Below are 20,824 nucleotides of genomic sequence, written 5' to 3'. Positions count from 1 at the left end.
AAATCTCAATTCAGTTAAACCTAAACTAAGCTTAACCTGTGCAGTATTCAAGCATCTAATTTTGATTAGCGCAGTGCTTAGTTTGAATGCTCACGCTGACTTGGCTTACGCTGTGTAGGGCGCGCAATTAAAGGGGATTTCAACGGCACTGTCTTCCAGTTTGGCTTAAGTGGCGTCATCCCCACCACCCGTTTTTTTGCAACAATAAAATACACACCGCCGATTGCTGAAAACCACTTAGCGCCTAACTTGTGCATAAAACCAAAGCGATGATGCCAAGGCTCTTGCTCAAGTGGTGGGATGTGACAACACATCTCAACCGACACTACCTCAAAGCCCAACAACGCCAGCCAGTCTTTTAATCGGCCTAAGCCAATGAAACTTCCACTCCATGGAAACGGCTTAACGGTAGCCCCTTGTTTATGTAACAGGTTTCTAAAAAATAACGCCACACCCCATAAGCTCAGTGGATTAAAACCCGATATCAACAAATGTCCCTCTGGCATCATCACGCGCTCAGCTTCACGCAGGGTTTGATGCGGCCGCTCACTGAACTCAAGTCGATGCGGCAAGATCAATAAATCTAAACTCGCATCCGCAATAGGCAGAAAATCATCGCTGCAATACAAATGTGTGAACTCAGGAGATGAAACATACTCTGTAGACTTATATCGATGAGCAATACGAGAATTACGCAGCAAGTCCATTTGCAAACAACCCACTTGCAGCGCGTTAAACCCAAACAAATCAACAACTGCTTGATCGTACAGCGTCTGCTCTTCTTGCTGTAAGTAACGACCAAGCGCTGAATCTAGCCATTGATACTCTGGATGCAATGATATTAATCTATTCAGTGGCTGGCTCATGGCGTTGGTGTCATTTTAATTGCATTAAAATTTAACTAAATTTTACTAAAGTAATATACTTAAACAGATGATAGACGATATACAACGCCAATTACAAATTATTCCAATCCCAGCTTTTAAGGATAATTATCTTTGGCTTATCCATAACAATCACAAAGCCATCGTTATCGACCCAGGCGATGCTGCTCCGGTCATTCATGTATTAAAAAAGCTTAAGCTTGATTTACAAACTATCTTAATTACTCATCACCATCAGGATCATATTGGTGGTGTTGATGTATTGTTAGAAGCATATCCTGATGTAAAAGTTTTTGCCCCTAAACTAGAGCCGTATGCATTTAAGCACGAGCCTGTTAAAGAACCAGATACCGTTTATTTAGGTGATTGGATAAGTAGAGCTAAGGTAATCGATGTACCAGGACATACACTAGGTCATATCGCTTATTACATTGAACATGCGGAACAACAATGGCTATTTTGCGGCGATACCTTGTTTGGCGCAGGCTGTGGTAGATTGTTTGAGGGCACGCCAGCACAAATGATGTCATCACTACAAAAACTCGCAGCACTGCCAGCTAGTACGCAAGTGTACTGTACCCATGAGTACACATTGCACAACATCAACTTTGCACTCACGCTAGAACCCACAAACAAAACACTGATTAAGCGCCATCAGGACGCCACAAAACTAACCCAATCAGGGCAACCAACCCTGCCTTCAACCATTGCGATAGAACTTGCAACCAACCCTTTTCTACGTTGTGATGCTGCAGAAATTCAATCCTCTTTATTCCTTGAAAAACCGACTACACTACAAACGTTCACAAAAACAAGAGAACTTAGAAACTCATATTAATCATGAAGATAGAGAATATTCATCAAGTAATTTACAGTGATTTTAACTTGACTAATCGAGCTCACGTTCGTTACTATGTTGCATTATGATGAACAAGAGCGTTTTTATGGGTACTCAATTTTTTTTACGCATTGGTCAATCCATCAAAACTTCTGACGCTCTATCACGCACGCTTCATCCAAAGCTATTCATCAGCGTCTTCGCGGCTGCAATCATGTTCAGCGCAGCATTGCATGCAGAGCAAAACACCATATCTAACGTGGCCGGCGATGAGATTATTATTTTCGCTGACGACACGTTTAAACCAGTCGTTAGAGATTTAGGCAGCAAACCAGAAGTCAGCAAAGAACTACAAAGCCAAAAAAACACCCGTGGTGGACGCCTCGCTGATAACTTAGAAATCACCATCAAAGATAACAAAGTGAATAGTGCTGACGAAACCAGCACAACATTATTCGACCAGCAAGCAACGCAACATGACGACCTTTGGCAGCGTATCAAAAACGGCTACGCAATGCCTGACTCAACATCAGCACTCACCAACAAGCATGAAGACTGGTACAGCTCACGCCCTGACTATGTGCAACGCATGGTAGAACGTAGTCAACGATACTTATTTCATATTGTAGAAGAAGTTGAAAAACGCGGCATGCCTACCGAGGTTGCACTACTGCCAATGATTGAAAGTGCCTACAACCCTAAAGCGTATTCAAAAAGCAGCGCTTCTGGTATTTGGCAATTTATCCCGTCAACAGGTAAGCATTTTGGGTTAAAACAAAACTGGTGGGTAGATAATAGACGTAACATCACCATGGCTACAGATGCTGCCCTCACCTACCTGCAAAAATTACACGCGATGTTTGGTGCTTGGGATTTAGCACTGGCCGCATACAATGCAGGTGAAGGTACAATAGGACGAGCCATTGAACGCAACAGAAAACTAGGCTTACCTACGGACTACGAAAGCCTGACACTGCCAGACGAAACCAGAAACTACGTACCAAAACTACAGGCGGTCAAAAACTTAATGACGCACCCAAGTAACTATGGTCTTAAGATTCCAACCATTGCCAACACGCCTTATTTTGCAAAGGTAACAGCGCCAGCACGTATTGATACACATCTCGTTGCTAAGCTTGCTGAAATCAACCATGAAGAGTTTCTTGCGCTAAATCCAAGCTATGACCGCCCTCTTATCAACAGCGAGCATGAAAGCCTAGAATTATTACTGCCTATCATGGCAGCACAAACCTTTAGAACAAACTTGGCTAACTATGAAAAACCTTTAGTTAACTGGCAAACCTATCAGGCAAAACGCGGTGAGCGTATGGATACAATCGCCAGTAAGTTTGGTATCAACTTAGCGCAGCTTAGAGATGTTAACGACCTCTCTTCACAAGCTAAAATGAAAAAAAGTACGACCTTATTAGTCCCCAAAGCTGATGATAATGAAAACACACCGCTCACTGTCATTGAAGATAATAGCGTCGACATTGAACCATCATCTAAGCAAACCGTCACACACAAGGTTAAAAAAGGTGAGGTGATGCAATCTATTGCTAAATACTACGGCGTCAGTGTTAAGCAAATATTAGCAGCCAACTCGTTACGAAATAGTAAAGTAAAAGCTGGGCAAGTATTAAGTATTGAAGTTGCAGATGCAAAAAACTCAGATAACACTAAAAAATCTGCCAGTAAAAGCAATGCTTCAGACAAGAAAAAAACTTATATTGTTAGGCGTGGTGATACATTACACAGTATTGCGGAGAAATTTGATGTTGCTGTGGCTGACCTTAAACGTTGGAATAAAAAATCGTCTAGCCATATCAAACCTGGTGCAAAGCTTATCATCCAATAACGACATGATACTAAATAAACACAGTCATAGATAAAGACCGTCAATGTCTCCATTATTGTTAAACCTAAACATTGCGATTAGCCTATCACTAGCCTTGTTGATCGCAGGGTGCAGTTCCTCCACCGACAAACAAAGTCAGATTGATTACAACGTTAGCTCCCCGCAGGTTTCAGGCGGTACACTGATCAATGCAATGACCGGCGAGCCTAGCGGCTTAATTTCGATGATTGCAGGGGAATCCGCTTCATCGGCAATCAGTAGCAACATATTTAATAGCTTATTGAAATACGACAAAAACCTTGAGCTAGAAGGTGACCTTGTCGAACATTGGGACATTTCTGCAGACCAAAAGACCATTACATTTAAGCTTAAGCCAAATTTAAAGTGGGCAGACAAAAAACCGCTCACTAGTGCAGATGTACTGTTCACATGGCAAGCCGTGACCGATGAGAAGAATGCCAGCCCATACGCATCAGACTTCTTGCTGGTAAAAAAAGCAGAAACACCCGATGCACAAACATTTCGTGTCAGTTATGAACAAGCTTATGCGCCAGCACTAGATAGCTGGGCTGGGCTACAAATATTGCCAAAACATCTGCTTGAGGGCAAAGATCTGCACACGACAGCATTTGCTCGCAGCCCAGTTGGTAGCAACTATTACAAATTAGATAGCTGGAATCACGGCGAACATCTCAAACTTTCTAGAAATGCCAACTCTGTACTTGGACCCGCCCAAATCGACAATCTGATTACACGGATTATTCCTGACAATTCCGCACAGTTCTTAGAGTTAATGGCCGACAACATCGACCTAATGGGTTTAGACCCGATTAAATATTCAAGAATTATCCCGGCTCGCCCAGAGTTGCAAAAGAAATTAGCGCTATATAAAGAGCTTGGCAACAGCTATACCTATATGGGCTTTAATCTGAAACACAAACCTTTTGATGACGTACGTGTGCGCCGTGCTATCAATTACGCCATCGACAAACAAGAAATCATCGATGGTGTTTATTTGGGGCTAGGTATTAACATTGCCTCGCCTTATAAGCCAGGCACACGCTGGAGCAATCCTGCCCTAACGCCCTATCCTTACGATCCTGCTAAAGCACGTGCATTGCTGAAAGAAGCTGGCTTCACAGACACTAATAACGATGGCACTTTAGAGCGTGATGGCAAACCGTTTAGCTTTGAAATCATCACAAACCAGAACAAAGAGCGTGAAAAATCTGCTGTATTGATTCAACGCAGACTGAAAGAAGTAGGCATTGACGTCCAAATTCGCGCCATAGAATGGGCGAGCTTCATCAGCCGCTTTATTAAAACCGGTGATTTTGATGTTGTAGTGCTGGGCTGGGGCTTAGGTTTAGACCCTGACCAATACAACATCTGGCACTCTAGCCAGCAAGCGCCTGGGCAATTTAACTTTATCGGTTACAACAACCCTAAAATTGACAAATTGCTTGAACAAGGCAGGCTAGAACTTAACCCAGATAAACGCATGGAAATTTACCATCAGTTCTCAGCAACCTTATTAGAAGACAGCCCCATCATCTATTTGTCCGCAGGCTACGGCTTAACCGCCATTCACAAACGAGTCAAAGGCATTGATGACCCAGCACCACCTGCTGGTATCGGCCATAACTCACAAGATTGGTACATCCCGCAATCTTTAAGAAGAAACGAAATTAGCGCACATTAACAACTATGTTTAAATACCTAATCAAACGTGTTTTGTGGATGATACCGATGCTGATTGGCATCAGCCTAATCTCATTTTTCATCATGCATTTAGCGCCTGGTGACATCACCAACAATGAATCAGCTTTTAACCCAAAAGCCAGTGAAGAGTCACGTCAAAAACTGCGTGAAATGTACAATCTAGATAAGCCAATCATTGTTCAGTACGGTTTGTGGTTAAAACGAATGGTTACATTGGATTTTGGTAAATCATTCGCCTCGCATCAAAAACCCGTGTTTTGGCAAACAAAAGATGCTGATGGCAACATCACTGAGGGGCTCATACAGCAAGCCTTACCCATTACGCTGATGATTAATCTGCTAGGCCTTGCCATCACTTTATCGCTGGCAATCCCCCTCGGCATCATCGCCGCGCATAAATATCAAGGCTGGCAAGACCGATCAATTACCCTGTTTAATTTCATTGGTTTTTCAATTCCGGGCTTTTGGTTATCGCTATTGCTGATGTACTGGCTGGGCGTAGTCAACAACTGGTTTCCAATCTCGGGCATGCACAGCCTCAATTACGACACATTAGATACTTGGGGCAAAGTAAAAGACACGTTTAGTCATTTATTCTTACCGGTCGTCATTCCATCCATCACCGGTCTTGCAGGCATCACTCTATTTGTTAAAAATGGCATGCTAGACGTGCTTCAACAAGATTACATCACCACAGCTCGCGCTAAAGGCTTAGGTGAGCGCAAGGTGGTTTACACGCATGCTTTACGCAATGCTTTATTGCCACTTATCACAATTATTGGGCTCTCCATCCCAGGCCTGATTGGCGGTTCTGTTATTGCAGAAACTATCTTCGCAATTCCAGGCATGGGTAAGTTATTTTACGATGCAGTACTGATGCGAGACTTTCCAGTGGTCATGGGTATACTCACGATAGGCTCAGCGCTAACATTGATTGGTAACTTACTTGCAGATGTAGCCTACGCATGGGCAGACCCACGTGTACGTCGTGGCGTAGCAAAGGCTTAACCGTATTTAAGGTTTAATAAAGATGAGCATGCAAACAGATCTCTTTAAAAAAGCATTATCTAACCCACTTTCATTAGCTGGTTTCATCATTATCGTATGCGTATTCCTGCTATCAATGCTCGCCCCTATCGTCGCACCATACGACCCTAACTACATTGATGTAAAAGCAATCTTGCTAGAGCCCTCTATGCAGCATTGGATGGGAACAGATGGGCTTGGACGTGATGTGCTTAGCCGTATGCTGTATGGCGGCCGTATTTCGCTGCTAGTGGGCCTTGTAGCGGTTGGCATCTCGACTGCGATTGGTATATTACTTGGTGCACTCGCTGGCTTTTATCGTGGCTGGGTAGACACATTCATTATGCGTATCGTTGACGTCATGCTCTCGATCCCTAGTTTCTTTCTAATCCTAGCCGTCATCGCATTTCTAACCCCCTCTATAATCAACATCATGATTGTGATTGGCCTCACCTCATGGATGGGCGTCACAAGGCTAGTCCGTGCAGAATTCCTAAGTTTAAATGAACGTGAATTCGTGATGGCGTCGCGCACATTAGGTGCAAAAAACACCAGGCTCATCTTTACGCACTTACTGCCTAACAGCCTGACGCCTATTATTGTCAGCGCAGTACTAGGCGTGGCAGGTGCAGTACTCATGGAATCGGGACTAAGCTTTTTAGGTTTAGGTGTGCAAGCACCGCAAGCCTCATGGGGCAATATATTAACTGACGGTAAAGAATATATTCAATTCGCTTGGTGGCTATCCTTGTTTCCTGGATTAGCGATTTTAATTACCGTGTTAGGTTATAATCTGCTTGGTGAGGGTTTGCGTGATGCACTAGACCCACGAAGTGGAACAAATCATTAATTCCGCCTATCAATCCAATCTAAGCCATCTCGCAACTATCGAGTTTAGCAGGCGCTAAACCACCCCCTCCTCTAATGACAAGTAAATAGGAAATAACTATGGGATTCTTAGCTGGTAAAAAAGTACTCATCGCGGGCTTATTAAGTAACCGCTCAATCGCTTACGGCATTGCCGCTGCAATGAAAAGAGAAGGCGCTGAACTCGCATTCACTTATCAAGTTGACAAACATGAAAAACGCGTTGCAGACTTAGCCGCAGATTTTGATTCAAAAATTGTGTTGCCATGTGATGTTGCAGAAGACGCGCAAATCGATGCACTATTCCCTGCGCTAGCGAAACACTGGGATGGTTTAGATTCATTAGTGCACTCTGTTGCCTTTGTACCAAAAGTCGCACTTGCTGGCGACTACCTCGAGGCTGTTGACCGCGAATATTTCCGTATTGCACACGACATTAGTTCATACAGCTTCTCAGCACTGGCTAAAGCCGCCTACCCTATGATGGAAGGTCGTAAAGGCAGCCTATTAACACTGAGCTACCTAGGTGCAGAACGCACAATGCCAAACTACAACGTCATGGGCTTAGCTAAAGCAAGTTTAGAAGCCAATGTACGCTATTTAGCACAAAGTTTAGGCCCACGTGGCATCCGCGTTAACGCGGTGTCTGCAGGCCCGATTAAAACGCTTGCAGCGTCAGGTATTGCAGACTTTGACAAGATGATTGGCTTTAACGAGAAGCATGCAGCATTACGTAGAAATGTCACGATCGAAGAAGTAGGTAATGCCTCAGCATTCCTATGTAGCGACCTAGCATCTGGTATTACTGGTGAAATCACGTACGTAGACGGTGGTATGAACATTACGGCTGCTGGCAGCATTGATTAAATGCTATTAGTGTCGTTATAAATCACCGACACTACTCAACAACAAAAAAGGCACCTAAGGTGCCTTTTTTGTTACCTACTGCGTATGCATTACCAACCCCATTCGCAGGGGTCAGTCAGCATCTCATTAGTTATTAGTATTCTCTAATAGCAAACGTTGATTCACAGTCACTTTAACCTTTTCACGTAATGATTGTTTATACGCTGCCATATATTCATCGGATAACACTTGGTTAAGCTCAGCTTTAGCAGTGTTCACTGATTCAGCATCCGCAATACTTGATGTATCGACCTCAACCACTTTCACAATCATATAGCCCAACTTGCTGTCTGCTAATCCAGAATAAGCTGGTAATTTGCTCACATCCGTTTTAAACACTTGCGTCATTGCAAGCTGTGTCAAGCCTTGTGCATTTTTACGGTCTACCATTACTTCAGGAATCCAATCCAGCGTATCCACAGAGCCGCCTGCACGCAAAGCTTTCAAAGCTTCTTCACCTTTGGTCACAGCTAACTTTGCAGCAGCCTCAAGCTTAAGCAAATCTTCAATACCTGCTTTTACAGCATCAAATGTTTTTGCTGCTGATGGCTTATAGTCAAGCACCCGTGCTGACACTAGATTATTAGGTGATACCTCAACAGCTTCTGTATTACGACGCTCTTTTAAAGACTCTTGAGAGAAGATTAAACCAACGATTTTATCGCTCTTAAAGAACTTAGCCGCATCTTCACGTGACATCCATCCAGAAAGCTGCACCTGTCCACCGAACATCTTCGCCGTTGGTGCCAAGCTATCAGATTGCTCATAAACCGCATTGCTAAAGCTTTCCGCTTTCTCAATAAACTCAGCTTGCGCTTTTTGGAAAATCAATTCGCCTTTAATCTGCGGTTTCAAACTTTCAAAATCAGAACTTTGACCTGAAACTTCCGTCAGTTTAATAATATGGTAGCCAAATTCAGACTCTACCAAATCACTAACCTCATTCACCTTCATACTAAATGCCGCTTCTTCAAATGGCTTAACCATCGCACCGCGGCCAAAACTACCCAAGTCACCACCTTTAGTGGCAGAACCAGGATCTTGTGAGTTTTTAATTGCTAACTCTTCAAAAGACTTAGGATTCTTTTTGATAGTTGCTAATAAAGCTTGGGCCTTATCCTTAGCCTCTTGCTTTTGTTCTGGCGTTGCATTCACACCAAAACCAATCAAAATATGGCTAGCACGTCTTTGTTCGTTACCTTTAAATTTAGCTGCATTCTCATCGTAGTAACGCTTCACATCCGCATCATCTACTTTAATACCAGGCACTAAACTACTTGCAGATAGCAATAAGAATTCAATTTTAACTTGCTCAGGATCACGCAACTTATCTTTATGTTTTTCGTAGTATGCTTTTACTTCAGCTGGGTCAACCTTCACTTGATCAAGAAAATCTTTAGTTTTAAGCTCAGACACAGTGACCAGACGTTTTTGATTCAACAACTTTAATGTTTTGTCTGCACGTGCGGTTGAAATAAAACCAAGCTTAGTAATGCCATCTTGTGCTTGCTGTGCCAATAAACTAGCGCGAATCTCAGCTTCAAATTTCTTCGGTGTGTATCTGTTTTGCTGTAACAGCTCATCATACAACTCTTGAGAAAATTTACCGTCCTTTTGGAACGATGGCATCGCTGTAACATAGGTAGCTAAATGCGCATCACTAATTTTATAGTTAGCTTGTTGAATTTCTTTTTCTAGCAACTGCTCATTAATTAATTGGTCTAGCACCATTGCTTTTACTTGTGGACTATCTAATTGCGCTTGATCTACTTTACCCTCGTTTTGCATACGAGTACGTAAGCTTTGCATTGCATTTGAATAAGCCTGCACAGAGATCTCACTACCATCAACTTTCGCTATCGCAACATTATTGCCAGCATCACTCAAATAAGAGTCAATTCCAAATAAAGCAAAAGGAATCGTAATTAAAGCCAATATCGCTTTACCAACCCAGCCTTTAGCCACAGAGCGGATACTATCTAACATAAAGTTCTCTTCTTAAAATATGCACTAAAATCATTAAAAAAGTAAAAGGTCACAATTGATCAAAAATCAATTGCAAACGAAAGGCCATTAATATATCACAAGTTATACTTGAAACATTAGCCGAGTGAGTGATGACAAGCGATTAGCAAAACAAGTTCATGATAACTTGCTGCTAATTCAGCATCTTAATTAAAGAAATAAGCGCTAATAGAAATAAAAAAAGCGAGCCATGAAGGCTCGCTTTTTTGTTTGGCGGAGTGGACGGGACTCGAACCCGCGACCCCCGGCGTGACAGGCCGGTATTCTAACCAACTGAACTACCACTCCATAAACTCAGTACATTATTCACATAACAATATACTAAATACTTGCGCTTTTAATCATTACAACCATCTAACTATTGTAAAATTTTCACAAAATAAAGAGTGCCTAAACTACTAGCACTCTCAATTTATAAAATTAAAAACGGCTTAGTCACATTACATCATCGTTGGTTTTTGGTGGGTGCTAACGGGGTCGAACCGCTGACATTCGCCTTGTAAGGGCGACGCTCTACCAACTGAGCTAAGCACCCTGCATCACCAACGAAGACGCTAGTTTACAGCATCTTTAAGCGCTTTACCAGCCCTAAATTTAGGAGAATTTGCAGCTTGAATTTTAATTGTCTCACCTGTACGTGGATTACGGCCGTTGCGAGCCTCACGTTTACCTACATAAAACGTACCAAAGCCAATCAATGTTACTAGATCACCTTTTTTTATTGCTTTTGTTATTGCAGCAGTTGTTGCATCTAGCGCGCGACCAGCAGCAGCTTTTGAAATACCTGCGGCACTAGCAATGTCGTCAATTAGTTCTGATTTATTCACGTGTAATCCCCTCTCAAGGTTTATTAAATAAAAAACTTCGGCAAACTGTCTGGGTAACAAAACACCCGTATCAGCTTTATATCAAGCCAACAAAGACTATGTCAAGCTTTTATGCGGTTTATAGCGCACTTATTTTTTAATGCTTTGTTGTTTCAATTACTGCATCTGGATTTTCTTTTGATTTATCAGCAGGTTGAACCTCTTTTGCAACATTATCGTTAGCATCTCCCCCTTCAGGCAATGGTACAGGTTTTGAAGCCAACGCCAATGCTAATACATCATCAATCCATTGAACCGGATGGATATCCAAATGGTTTTTAATGTTCTCAGGAATATCTGCCAAGTCTTTCACATTCTGCTGTGGAATCAGCACTGTTTTAATGCCGCCACGATGCGCAGCCAATAGCTTCTCTTTTAAGCCACCGATCGGCAACACTTCTCCACGCAAGGTGATTTCACCAGTCATAGCAACATCTGCACGGACAGGAATTCCAGTTAAAATTGAAACTAATGCTGTTGTAATGGCGATACCAGCACTTGGCCCATCTTTAGGTGTTGCGCCTTCAGGAAAGTGAATATGAATGTCATGTTCTTCATAAAAGTTACCTGCGATCCCCAAACGCTCAGCCCTGCTACGCACAACACTCATCGCTGCTTGTGTAGATTCTTTCATCACATCGCCCAGCTTACCTGTTGTCGTGGTTTTACCTTTACCAGGCAATAATACCGCCTCAATTGTCAGCAACTCACCACCCACAGATGTCCAAGCCAAACCTGTTACCTGACCAACTTGATTCTCTTTTGCGGCAACACCAAAATCATAACGTTGAACACCAAGATACTTATCAAGATTTTTTGGTGTCACGTTGATTTTTTTAGGTGCTTTTGCACCTTGCTTCGCTTTAGTCGTGAGCAATTCTTTTACCACTTTACGGCAAATTTTAGCGACTTCTTGTTCCAATCTACGCACACCAGCTTCACGTGTATAGAAACGCACAACATCACGAATTGCCGGCTCAGAAATATGCACCTCCAGGTCTTTCAAACCGTGAGATTTAAGTTGTTTAGGCAATAAATAACGCATCGCGATATTCACTTTTTCATCTTCTGTATAACCAGATAGATTAATGATTTCCATACGATCTAATAAAGGCGCAGGAATATTCATTGAGTTAGCGGTTGCCACAAACATCACGTCTGACAAATCGTACTCAACTTCGATGTAGTGGTCAGCAAATGTATGATTCTGTTCTGGATCAAGCACTTCCAGCAATGCAGATGAAGGGTCACCTCTAAAGTCTTGACCTAACTTATCGACCTCATCAAGCAGGAACAATGGGTTTTTAACCCCCACTTTGCTCATGCTCTGCAAAATCTTGCCTGGCATTGAGCCAATGTAAGTACGGCGATGCCCACGGATTTCAGACTCATCTCGCACACCACCCAGCGCCATACGAATAAACTTTCTGTTCACCGCTTTGGCAATGCTTTGTCCTAATGACGTTTTACCAACACCAGGAGGTCCGACCAAGCATAAGATTGGTGCTTTAATCTTATCTACACGCTGCTGCACCGCGAGGTACTCAACAATACGTTCTTTAACCTTTTCCAAACCGAAGTGATCATCATCTAACACAGCCTCAGCTTTCACTAAATCTTTACTGATTTTTGTTTTTTTCTTCCAAGGCAAGTTAATGAGTGTATCAATATAATTACGCACCACAGAAGCCTCTGCCGACATTGGCGACATCAGTTTTAACTTTTTAAGCTCACTAGATACTTTAGCCAGCGCTTCTTTAGGCATACGTGCTTCATCGATGCGCTTCTCAAGCTCATCCATTTCGGCATTTTCATCTTGCTCGCCCAGCTCTTTTTGAATCGCTTTTACTTGCTCATTCAAATAGTATTCGCGCTGTGTTTTTTCCATCTGACGCTTAACGCGACCACGGATACGTTTTTCTACTTGCAGAATGTCAATTTCGCCTTCCATTAGGCGTAGCAAATGCTCCAAACGCTCGGCAACATCAATCATCTCCAGAATTTTTTGCTTTTCTTCTAGCTTCAAAGTCAGATGCGCAGCAATAGTATCGGCTAGGCGGCTAGCTTCATCAATGCTGGCAAGCGAAGTTAAAATTTCAGGAGGAATCTTTTTATTCAACTTCACATATTGATCAAACTGCGCAAATACCGTGCGCATTAACGCTTGGATTTCAACATCACTCACTGACTCAGCAATTAATTCTGCACGCGCAGCAAAACACTCTTCAGCCTCAGTAAACTCACTGACGCGTGCACGCTGTACACCCTCAACTAGGACTTTTACCGTGCCATCAGGCAACTTAAGCATTTGCAACACAGTCGCCACTGTACCTACTTCATGTAAGTCACTGGCTTCTGGATCATCTTTGTTCGCTGACTTTTGTGCGACCAATAAAATTTGCTTATTGCCTTCTGACGCAATCTCAAGCGCTTTAACAGATTTTGTGCGCCCAACAAAAAGTGGGATCACCAAATGCGGATATACAACGACATCACGCAAAGGTAGTAACGGTAATAATCCGCTATCTGGATTGTATGAAGGTAATGATTGTGCCATGAGTAGACTTCCAAAATTAAGCTAAGAGTTAAGCCAAAAAACGCTTATATATTGATTGATGGGGATAACTATTAACAGTTCAAGTATTTATTAGTATTTAACACTAAATTTAACAAGTAATTGTAAAAAGTTTAAAGAAATTTAATGCAAACTCGCCAGAATGAATCTAAGCGTCACATCAATCGGTAACATCACTATCAACGGTGATGTGATTTCAAATACTCAAATATCGTAATTTTGAAGATATAGAAAATATAAAGAGTGTATAGATTTTGCCTAACTACATCAGTAATAAGCACCACTGCAACACTCTAGTATCACTCAAGTTGCTCAGTAAAAACTAAAAAGCCAGTAACATTTAAGTCACTGGCTTTTAGTTAGGCTGAAGCCTCGTCTGCGGGCTTATCTGCATAGATTAAAAGAGGTGGCGTATCGCCTCGAATCACACCTTCATCAATCACAACTTTATTCAAGTTCTTTAATGATGGCAATTCATACATGACCTCAAGCAATGAATGCTCCATAATAGAACGCAAACCACGTGCACCAGTTTTGCGCTCTAATGCCTTTTTCGCAATCAACAACAACGCTGACTCTCTGAACTCCAGGTCAACACCTTCCATTTTAAACAATTTGATATATTGTTTAGTCAGTGCATTTTTTGGCTCTGTCAGAATCGTCATCAAAGCTGCTTCATCAAGAGACTCTAATGTAGCAACTACAGGTAAACGGCCAATAAACTCAGGAATCAAGCCAAATTTAATTAGATCTTCTGGCTCTACATCGCGCAATACAGCACCGACTTCGCGGATATCTGATTTGCTTTTTACTTCAGCACCAAAGCCAATACCACCTTTTTCAGAACGTAGGCGAATGACTTTTTCTAAACCATCAAACGCACCGCCGCAAATAAACAAAATATTTGTTGTGTCTAACTGAACAAACTCCTGATTTGGATGCTTACGACCGCCTTGTGGTGGAATAGAAGCAACAGTACCTTCAATCAGCTTAAGCAAAGCTTGTTGAACGCCCTCACCTGACACATCACGTGTAATAGATGGGTTATCTGACTTACGAGAGATTTTGTCCACTTCATCGATATAAACAATCCCGCGCTGTGCTTTTTCGGTGTCGTAATCACACTTTTGCAGCAATTTCTGCATAATATTTTCAACGTCCTCACCCACATAGCCCGCCTCAGTCAACGTGGTTGCATCTGCCATCACAAACGGTACATCTAGCAATCTTGCTAGTGTTTGTGCCAATAATGTTTTACCTGAACCTGTAGGCCCGATTAATAGAATATTGCTTTTTGCAATTTCCACCTCATCTTTTTGACCACCATTAGATAAATTATTGTGACCAAGACGTTTGTAATGATTATAGACAGCAACCGCTAAGTTTTTCTTCGCTTGCGTCTGACCAATAACATACTGGTCTAATATTTTACAAATTTCTTGTGGCATAGGCAGGCTAGTATCAGTTGACTTCAAGCCATCTGAATTCTGAATCTCTTCTTTAATGATGTCATTGCACAAATCTACGCATTCATTACAAATGAATACAGATGGGCCTGCTATCAGCTTCTTTACTTCATGTTGGCTTTTGCCACAAAATGAGCAATAAAGTAATTTATCGTCGTCGGCTTTAGTCGCCATTAGTTATTTCCTAACTTAGTTTTGCATTCTGAATACTTAAATGGGTCTATCTCTAAATACAAACCCAAATATCATCAAAATCGCTTAAGCAGCTTCGTTGCGGCTGCCAATTACTTTATCAATTAACCCATAAGCCACAGATTGCTCTGCACTCATAAAGTTGTCACGCTCTGTATCACGGTCGATTTCTTCAGCCGTTCTACCAGTGTGATGCGCCAAGATATCGTTTAGTTTCGCACGTAAGTAAAGAATCTCTTTCGCATGAATCTCAATATCAGATGACTGGCCTTGGAAACCACCAGAAGGCTGATGAATCATGATGCGAGAGTTTGGTAAGCTATAACGCTTGTCTTTCGCACCGGCCGCTAATAAAAACGCACCCATACTTGCAGCTTGACCGATACACAAAGTACTCACATCTGGCTTAATAAACTGCATCGTGTCATAAATAGACATACCGGCAGTCACTGACCCACCTGGTGAGTTAATGTAGAGCGAAATATCTTTATCTGGATTCTCTGCCTCTAGAAACAACAGCTGCGCAACCACTAGGTTTGCAGACATGTCGTTAACAGGGCCAACCAGAAAAATCACGCGCTCTTTTAACAAGCGCGAGTAGATATCAAATGAACGCTCACCGCGACCACTTTGCTCAATCACCATAGGGATATATCCCAACCCAGTGGTGATTAATTCAGATTGAGCTTGAGGTTGCAGGTGCTTATTCATTTACGCGTTTCCCATTAGATCATCAAATTTAACTTTTTTATCACTTACCTTAGCTTGAGACAACACCCAGCTCACTGCGTTCTCTTCAGTTGCTAATGCAGCAGGTTCATCTAAACGTTTGTGGTCAGCATAGTACCAAGTTACTACGTCAGCTGGACGCTCAAAGCTTTGTGAGAACACATCAACCATTGCACGCACTTGGTCTGCATTTGCATGTAGGCCATTAGTGTTAATCAACTCGCCAAGTAACAGGCGTAGTTTAGTGCTGCGTTTTGCCTGATCTTCAAACATTGCAGGCTCTAACTGAATATTAGCTAAATCTGCACCGCGTTGTTTTAGATTTTGCTCAGTAGTTTGCATCATGCGATTGATTTCAGTTTCTAGCAAGATGCGTGGAACTTCAAAATCAGCTGACTCAACCAAAGCTTGGAATACTTGTTCTTTCAATTTTGCGCTGACGCGTTTAGCAACTTCTTGCTTCAAGCTCTCTGCAACTTCAGCTTTCATTTTTTCAACATCACCATCTTCAACGCCTAAGCTTTTTGCAAAGTCCGCATCGATTTCTGGCAATACTGGTTGAGAAACTGAAACGAAGGTTACTTCATAACCAACTGCTTTACCTGCTAATTGTGCAGGGTTGTGGTCTTCTGGGTAAGTAATATCGAATTTTTTAGTAGCGCCGGTTTTACCGCCGATTAATTCATCGTCAAATGTAGCCATACGTCCAGCTTCACCTAGCACCAAATCGATACCATTGTCGCCTGTAGACTCAACTTCTTCACCATCGATAAAGGCTTTTAACGTTACATTAACGCGATCGCCTTTTTTAGCTGCACGTTTAACTGGCTCAAACTGTACGCGTTGTTTCACTAAAACATCTAGTGTCTTTTTAACGTCAGCTTCGCCAACTTCAAGTACTGGACGTTCGATTTTAACTTTTGATAAGTCACCAACCACAACTTCTGGGAACACTTCAAAAGTTGCAGTGTATTCTAAAGCTTCTGATGCAGCATCAAATGGTTTGTGTTGAATGTTAGGGAAGCCTGCAACACGTAACTTTGCTTCATCTACAGCTTCACCAAAGCTTTTTTCTACAGCTGCTGAGTAAACCTCATCACGCACTTGATTGCCGTAATGTTGGTTAACCAACCCCATAGGAGCTTTACCTGGTCTAAAACCAGAGAATTTTGCAGTACGTGCAACTTGATTTAATCTTTGTTTAATTTGCGCCTCTAGCGGTTGCAAAGGAACGCTAATAGAAATTCTACGTTCAAGGTTGCTGAGGGTTTCAACATTCAGAGCCATGCTGTCATTCCTAATTTCTTAACTGCACACCATAAATTAACACTCGTTATGAGCGCCACTTACAATCATGCTATTGATAAAGTAAAGGGGTGGCGAAAAAGCTGTCGCTATCTATGCACCGTATAGTGCCAAGATGTAAAGCTAGTCTTTAACGTCTGTAACCTAGTTGCCGCTAAATGTTTTTAACAAAGCCAAGTAAATCACTTGGAAATTTCCAAACATCTGTAAACAATTAAGGTTGAAAGACTGTGGATGTTACACAAGAAAACCCATCAAGTCTAGATGAAATAAGAAGATAAAAACATATATAAATTCAGGATCATTTGGTACTCGCAAGAATTTTACGCGCTCAGCAAACAAGATTATCTAGACCACGTGCTTCAATCGTGTTTTCTGCTTAATGAGCTCAGATATGCGCACAGCTAAACTAAGCTTCACATAAAACCAACCAGACCATTAATAATGTATAAAGTAGCATCTATTATTCATATGTATTAACACGCCTAATATACTAACAACACACTTTGTCAATTGAACTAGCCATTAAAAGGCCTTCACCTAATTGTTAAATGATTACAATTAACTCACTACCTTCAGGCTCGGGCCACTTTACGAAACACTATAAAGACTATAGTGTTCGCTCTATTTTTTTAGCATGGTGCTGATGTTTTTCGAATCTGCTTTTACTAAAACCACCTTCCTGACGCGGTTTAATTTCATCCAACTGCTTGCGTTGCTCCGGTGTTAGAATCTGATAAACCTGATTGTTAATAGCGGCACGATTTAACACGCCGTCTTTTTCAATGACCGCCAATTTCTCTGAAATTTGTTTTGCCTTAGCTTCATCGAAGCTGCCAGAATTTGAAAGTTTATGCAGCTCACTCATTAGTTGATGTCGCTGTTTTTCAGCTTGCCTCGTTTTAGGCATCTGTGAATGCATCAATTCAAACACTTTGTCTTGCTGGCTTTCAGATAAGTTTAATGCGGCCAGATGCGGTGGAACACCTCGCCCAAATCCTTCATGAGATAGCTTTCCTGACTCATGTGAGCTAGCTGCATGCTGATGGCAACGTGAGTGCTTTCCAGAATCAGCATGAGAAGATAATGGGATAGTCATTGCAGCAAATGCTAGTGCTAACAAAGGGGTAGTGATTTTCATTTAAAGCCTCCTAGTAGGTAATATTTAAGCATCATGGTTGAAACATCCAATCAAATGACAATTGCATTGTGCATGTACTGCTTGTAAATACAGGTTAAGCAAACGTAAAGTTACGTAAATCCATCACAACACCACTGTCGCTACTAGAAGGTCATCGCTATGATGTGCATCTTAAATAATCATTCAAACTTGTCATGATGAACAAAATACTATTAATTGATGATGATGTTGAACTCACTGCCATGCTTAAAGAGTTTTTATGCATGGAAGGCTTTGACGTAGCCACCGCAAGTGATGGCATTACAGGCGCACAACTGGCACTTAGCAATCAATTTAATCTTGTTGTGCTTGATGTCATGATGCCTAAAATGAATGGGATTGAGACATTAGGAATCATTCGTAAAACAAGTCACATTCCTATTATTATGCTCACCGCAAGAGGTGATGAGTCTGATCGTTTTTTTGGCCTAGAGCTAGGCGCAGATGATTATGTACCCAAACCCTGCACACCACGAGAGCTCACTGCGCGCATACGTGCAATACTGCGCAGAACACAGCCTGCACAAGATAATATGCATAGTGAAAAAGAGCTGAACATAGGCGACCTCACCATCTGGCCTGAACAGCGCCGTGTTGAACTGAGTGGCAACACCGTAAACCTGACAAGCACCGAATATAATCTACTAGAGGTACTGGCTAAAAACGCTGGTCAAGTAGTCAGCAAGAAAGAGCTATCGCAGCAAGGGATGGGCAAACCACTCGCAAGATTTGATCGTAGCATCGATGTTCACATGAGTAGTATCAGGCAAAAAATCGGCACACTTAATGACGGGCGAGACTGCATTCAAACAGTGTATCGTATGGGCTATCAACTCATTAAAGCACAGGCATCAAATCATCATGAGTAGGCTCTTTTGGAAATTCTTCATGTTTCTCCTTGTGGCTCAGCTCACTGCGGTCATTGGTGTAAGTGTTGCAATTTGGTTACAGCACCGCCATGAAGACCTTCAAAACACAGGCGTGGAAACGTCCCCTTCTGCGCGATCTCTGGTAGAAGCTGCCGCGTCCACCTTACAATTTGGTGGTATAGATGGCCTGAAAAATTTACTGCAGAACTGGCAAAAGCGCCCTGTTCTCCAATTACTAGCGATAGACAACAACGGCAAAGAGCTGCTAAATCGCAGCTACAAAAAAACAAGTTTTGATGTGGCAATGGCATTAGCTGAAGATGACATGCACCAGCGGCACGCTAAACAAATTAAATTGAGCAATGGTCAATCGTTTCTGTTATTTGTGCCTGATGATAGCCGTAGCTACTCTCTCGCACCGCGCCCAGCAGAAATAAAGCTTTACAAAGGCGCGTCTCGTAAAGCAAGTGGAAGATTCCCCTTAATGCCAGTTCTAGGCGGTATTGTTGTCAGCTTGATATTTGCTGCATTACTCGCTTGGTACTTCTCAAAACCAATCAACATACTACGCACGGCCTTTGAACAAGCATCACATGGCAAGCTAGATGTACGTGTGGCAAATGCAATGGGTGGGCGTCGCGATGAACTTTCAGATTTGGGGCACGACTTCGATGCAATGGCCTCTCGTCTAGAGAGCCTACTACAAAGCCAAACCAAACTATTGCATCACATTTCCCATGAGTTGCGTTCACCACTTGCAAGAATACAAATGGCACTTGGCTTGGTAAGGCAAAGCCCTCAAAAGATTGCAGAGTTTCTTGATCGCATTACATTAGAAGCTAATCGTATGGATGGATTAGTGGGTGAATTATTAACGCTGTCTAGATTAGAGTCTGGTGCGGTTCAAATCAAAAAAGAGACGCTAGCGTTAAACCAGTTGATGCACAGTATTATTGAAGATGCTCAGTTTGAGGCGGCATCAAAAAATATGAAACTATGCATGTCGCTAGATAATGACTACACCCTACATGGACAACCTGATTTATTGTATCGAGCAATTGAGAATGTAGTGCGTAATGCCATTAAATATGGTCCGAATGACAGTGAAATTAATATCGCTTGCAGTAAAAGTATCGAAAATCAGCAAATCTATATTGCCGTTACAGATCAAGGTGACGGAGTTGACACACTTGAGTTAGAAGATATATTCAAACCTTTTATCAGGGGGAACTCTGGTAGCCAGACAGTTGGTCACGGGGTTGGGCTAGCCATTACAAAACAGGTTATCGAAGCACATGGTGGGCACGCGCTAGCAAAAAATACTATCCCTCAAGGATTTTGTGTTGAAATATCACTACCATATTCAGTCACTTAAACTCATTCTAAGAACCAAAACCATCCTAAATAGCGCACTGATTGCGGTGCGCGATGCTAATTTGCAGCGCAATGTGTGACTAAGCCTTTTCAACACTTATGTGACCACACTCTTCCACTCATCTTGATATTGTGAACATAA

At 42.1% G+C, this 20,824-nt stretch carries 16 protein-coding genes and 2 tRNA genes; 8 read left to right on the top strand and 10 right to left on the bottom strand.

The window, feature by feature from the left end; genetic code table 11:
* Window positions 1–77: 77 nt before the first annotated feature.
* Window positions 78–866, bottom strand: a complete 789-nt coding sequence (locus FG24_RS09240; protein WP_051901501.1) for a class I SAM-dependent methyltransferase — start codon at window positions 864–866, stop codon at window positions 78–80.
* A 67-nt stretch (window positions 867–933) separates the two neighbouring features.
* On the opposite strand from FG24_RS09240, the gene gloB reads away from it, so the two are divergent.
* From gloB to FG24_RS09210, 6 genes are all read left to right on the top strand, one after another.
* Entirely contained in the window at window positions 934–1,722 is a 789-nt protein-coding gene (gene gloB, locus FG24_RS09235) for a hydroxyacylglutathione hydrolase (RefSeq protein WP_036302781.1), read from the top strand.
* Window positions 1,723–1,828: 106 nt separating this feature from the next.
* Window positions 1,829–3,580, top strand: coding sequence for a LysM peptidoglycan-binding domain-containing protein (locus FG24_RS09230; RefSeq protein ID WP_036302779.1), 1,752 nt, complete (start codon window positions 1,829–1,831; stop codon window positions 3,578–3,580).
* Between the two features lie 43 nt (window positions 3,581–3,623).
* Window positions 3,624–5,282: a peptide-binding protein gene (locus FG24_RS09225; RefSeq protein WP_051901500.1), complete on the top strand. Its 1,659-nt coding sequence runs from the start codon at window positions 3,624–3,626 to the stop codon at window positions 5,280–5,282.
* 5 nt (window positions 5,283–5,287) lie between these two features.
* Window positions 5,288–6,310 carry an ABC transporter permease gene (locus tag FG24_RS09220; RefSeq protein WP_036302777.1) on the top strand — a complete coding sequence of 341 codons (1,023 nt, stop codon included), beginning with the start codon at window positions 5,288–5,290 and terminating at the stop codon, window positions 6,308–6,310.
* A 28-nt stretch (window positions 6,311–6,338) separates the two neighbouring features.
* Window positions 6,339–7,178 (top strand): ABC transporter permease, encoded by an 840-nt coding sequence (locus FG24_RS09215; RefSeq protein ID WP_036304170.1) that lies wholly within the window; start codon window positions 6,339–6,341, stop codon window positions 7,176–7,178.
* A gap of 98 nt (window positions 7,179–7,276) precedes the next feature.
* Complete coding sequence (locus FG24_RS09210; protein ID WP_015832253.1) at window positions 7,277–8,062, top strand: enoyl-ACP reductase FabI; 786 nt, start codon at window positions 7,277–7,279, stop codon at window positions 8,060–8,062.
* A gap of 126 nt (window positions 8,063–8,188) precedes the next feature.
* Here the strand turns inward: FG24_RS09210 and FG24_RS09205 are convergent, their stop codons facing one another.
* The 9 genes from FG24_RS09205 to FG24_RS09165 all read right to left on the bottom strand — a co-directional run bounded on the left by FG24_RS09205 (window position 8,189) and on the right by FG24_RS09165 (window position 18,400).
* Window positions 8,189–10,087, bottom strand: coding sequence for a SurA N-terminal domain-containing protein (locus FG24_RS09205; protein ID WP_036302774.1), 1,899 nt, complete (start codon window positions 10,085–10,087; stop codon window positions 8,189–8,191).
* 250 nt (window positions 10,088–10,337) lie between these two features.
* Window positions 10,338–10,414: transfer RNA gene (locus FG24_RS09200), tRNA-Asp, on the bottom strand.
* A 171-nt stretch (window positions 10,415–10,585) separates the two neighbouring features.
* A tRNA-Val gene (locus FG24_RS09195) sits at window positions 10,586–10,661 on the bottom strand.
* 19 nt (window positions 10,662–10,680) lie between these two features.
* Complete coding sequence (locus FG24_RS09190) at window positions 10,681–10,953, bottom strand: HU family DNA-binding protein (protein ID WP_036302772.1); 273 nt, start codon at window positions 10,951–10,953, stop codon at window positions 10,681–10,683.
* A 136-nt stretch (window positions 10,954–11,089) separates the two neighbouring features.
* A complete protein-coding gene (lon, locus tag FG24_RS09185; RefSeq protein WP_036302770.1) occupies window positions 11,090–13,549 on the bottom strand; it encodes an endopeptidase La in 2,460 nt (819 codons plus the stop codon).
* A gap of 377 nt (window positions 13,550–13,926) precedes the next feature.
* Complete coding sequence (gene clpX, locus FG24_RS09180; RefSeq protein ID WP_036302768.1) at window positions 13,927–15,207, bottom strand: ATP-dependent Clp protease ATP-binding subunit ClpX; 1,281 nt, start codon at window positions 15,205–15,207, stop codon at window positions 13,927–13,929.
* Between the two features lie 84 nt (window positions 15,208–15,291).
* Window positions 15,292–15,936 (bottom strand): ATP-dependent Clp endopeptidase proteolytic subunit ClpP, encoded by a 645-nt coding sequence (clpP, locus tag FG24_RS09175; protein ID WP_036302766.1) that lies wholly within the window; start codon window positions 15,934–15,936, stop codon window positions 15,292–15,294.
* A complete protein-coding gene (gene tig, locus FG24_RS09170; protein WP_036302765.1) occupies window positions 15,937–17,241 on the bottom strand; it encodes a trigger factor in 1,305 nt (434 codons plus the stop codon). It lies immediately after the preceding gene.
* A 628-nt stretch (window positions 17,242–17,869) separates the two neighbouring features.
* Complete coding sequence (locus FG24_RS09165; RefSeq protein WP_036302763.1) at window positions 17,870–18,400, bottom strand: Spy/CpxP family protein refolding chaperone; 531 nt, start codon at window positions 18,398–18,400, stop codon at window positions 17,870–17,872.
* 197 nt (window positions 18,401–18,597) lie between these two features.
* Here FG24_RS09165 and FG24_RS09160 point away from each other — a divergent pair, with 197 nt between their 5' ends.
* Both FG24_RS09160 and FG24_RS09155 read left to right on the top strand, forming a co-directional pair.
* Window positions 18,598–19,308 (top strand): response regulator transcription factor, encoded by a 711-nt coding sequence (locus FG24_RS09160; protein WP_036302761.1) that lies wholly within the window; start codon window positions 18,598–18,600, stop codon window positions 19,306–19,308.
* Window positions 19,309–19,327: 19 nt separating this feature from the next.
* Entirely contained in the window at window positions 19,328–20,683 is a 1,356-nt protein-coding gene (locus FG24_RS09155) for a HAMP domain-containing sensor histidine kinase (RefSeq protein WP_235189750.1), read from the top strand.
* Window positions 20,684–20,824 lie beyond the last annotated feature (141 nt).

This window comes from Methylotenera sp. L2L1 (assembly GCF_000744605.1).
Classification (GTDB): domain Bacteria; phylum Pseudomonadota; class Gammaproteobacteria; order Burkholderiales; family Methylophilaceae; genus Methylotenera.
The sequence above is the reverse complement of the archived record's forward strand: the minus strand, read 5'-3'. Positions and strand labels throughout refer to the sequence as shown.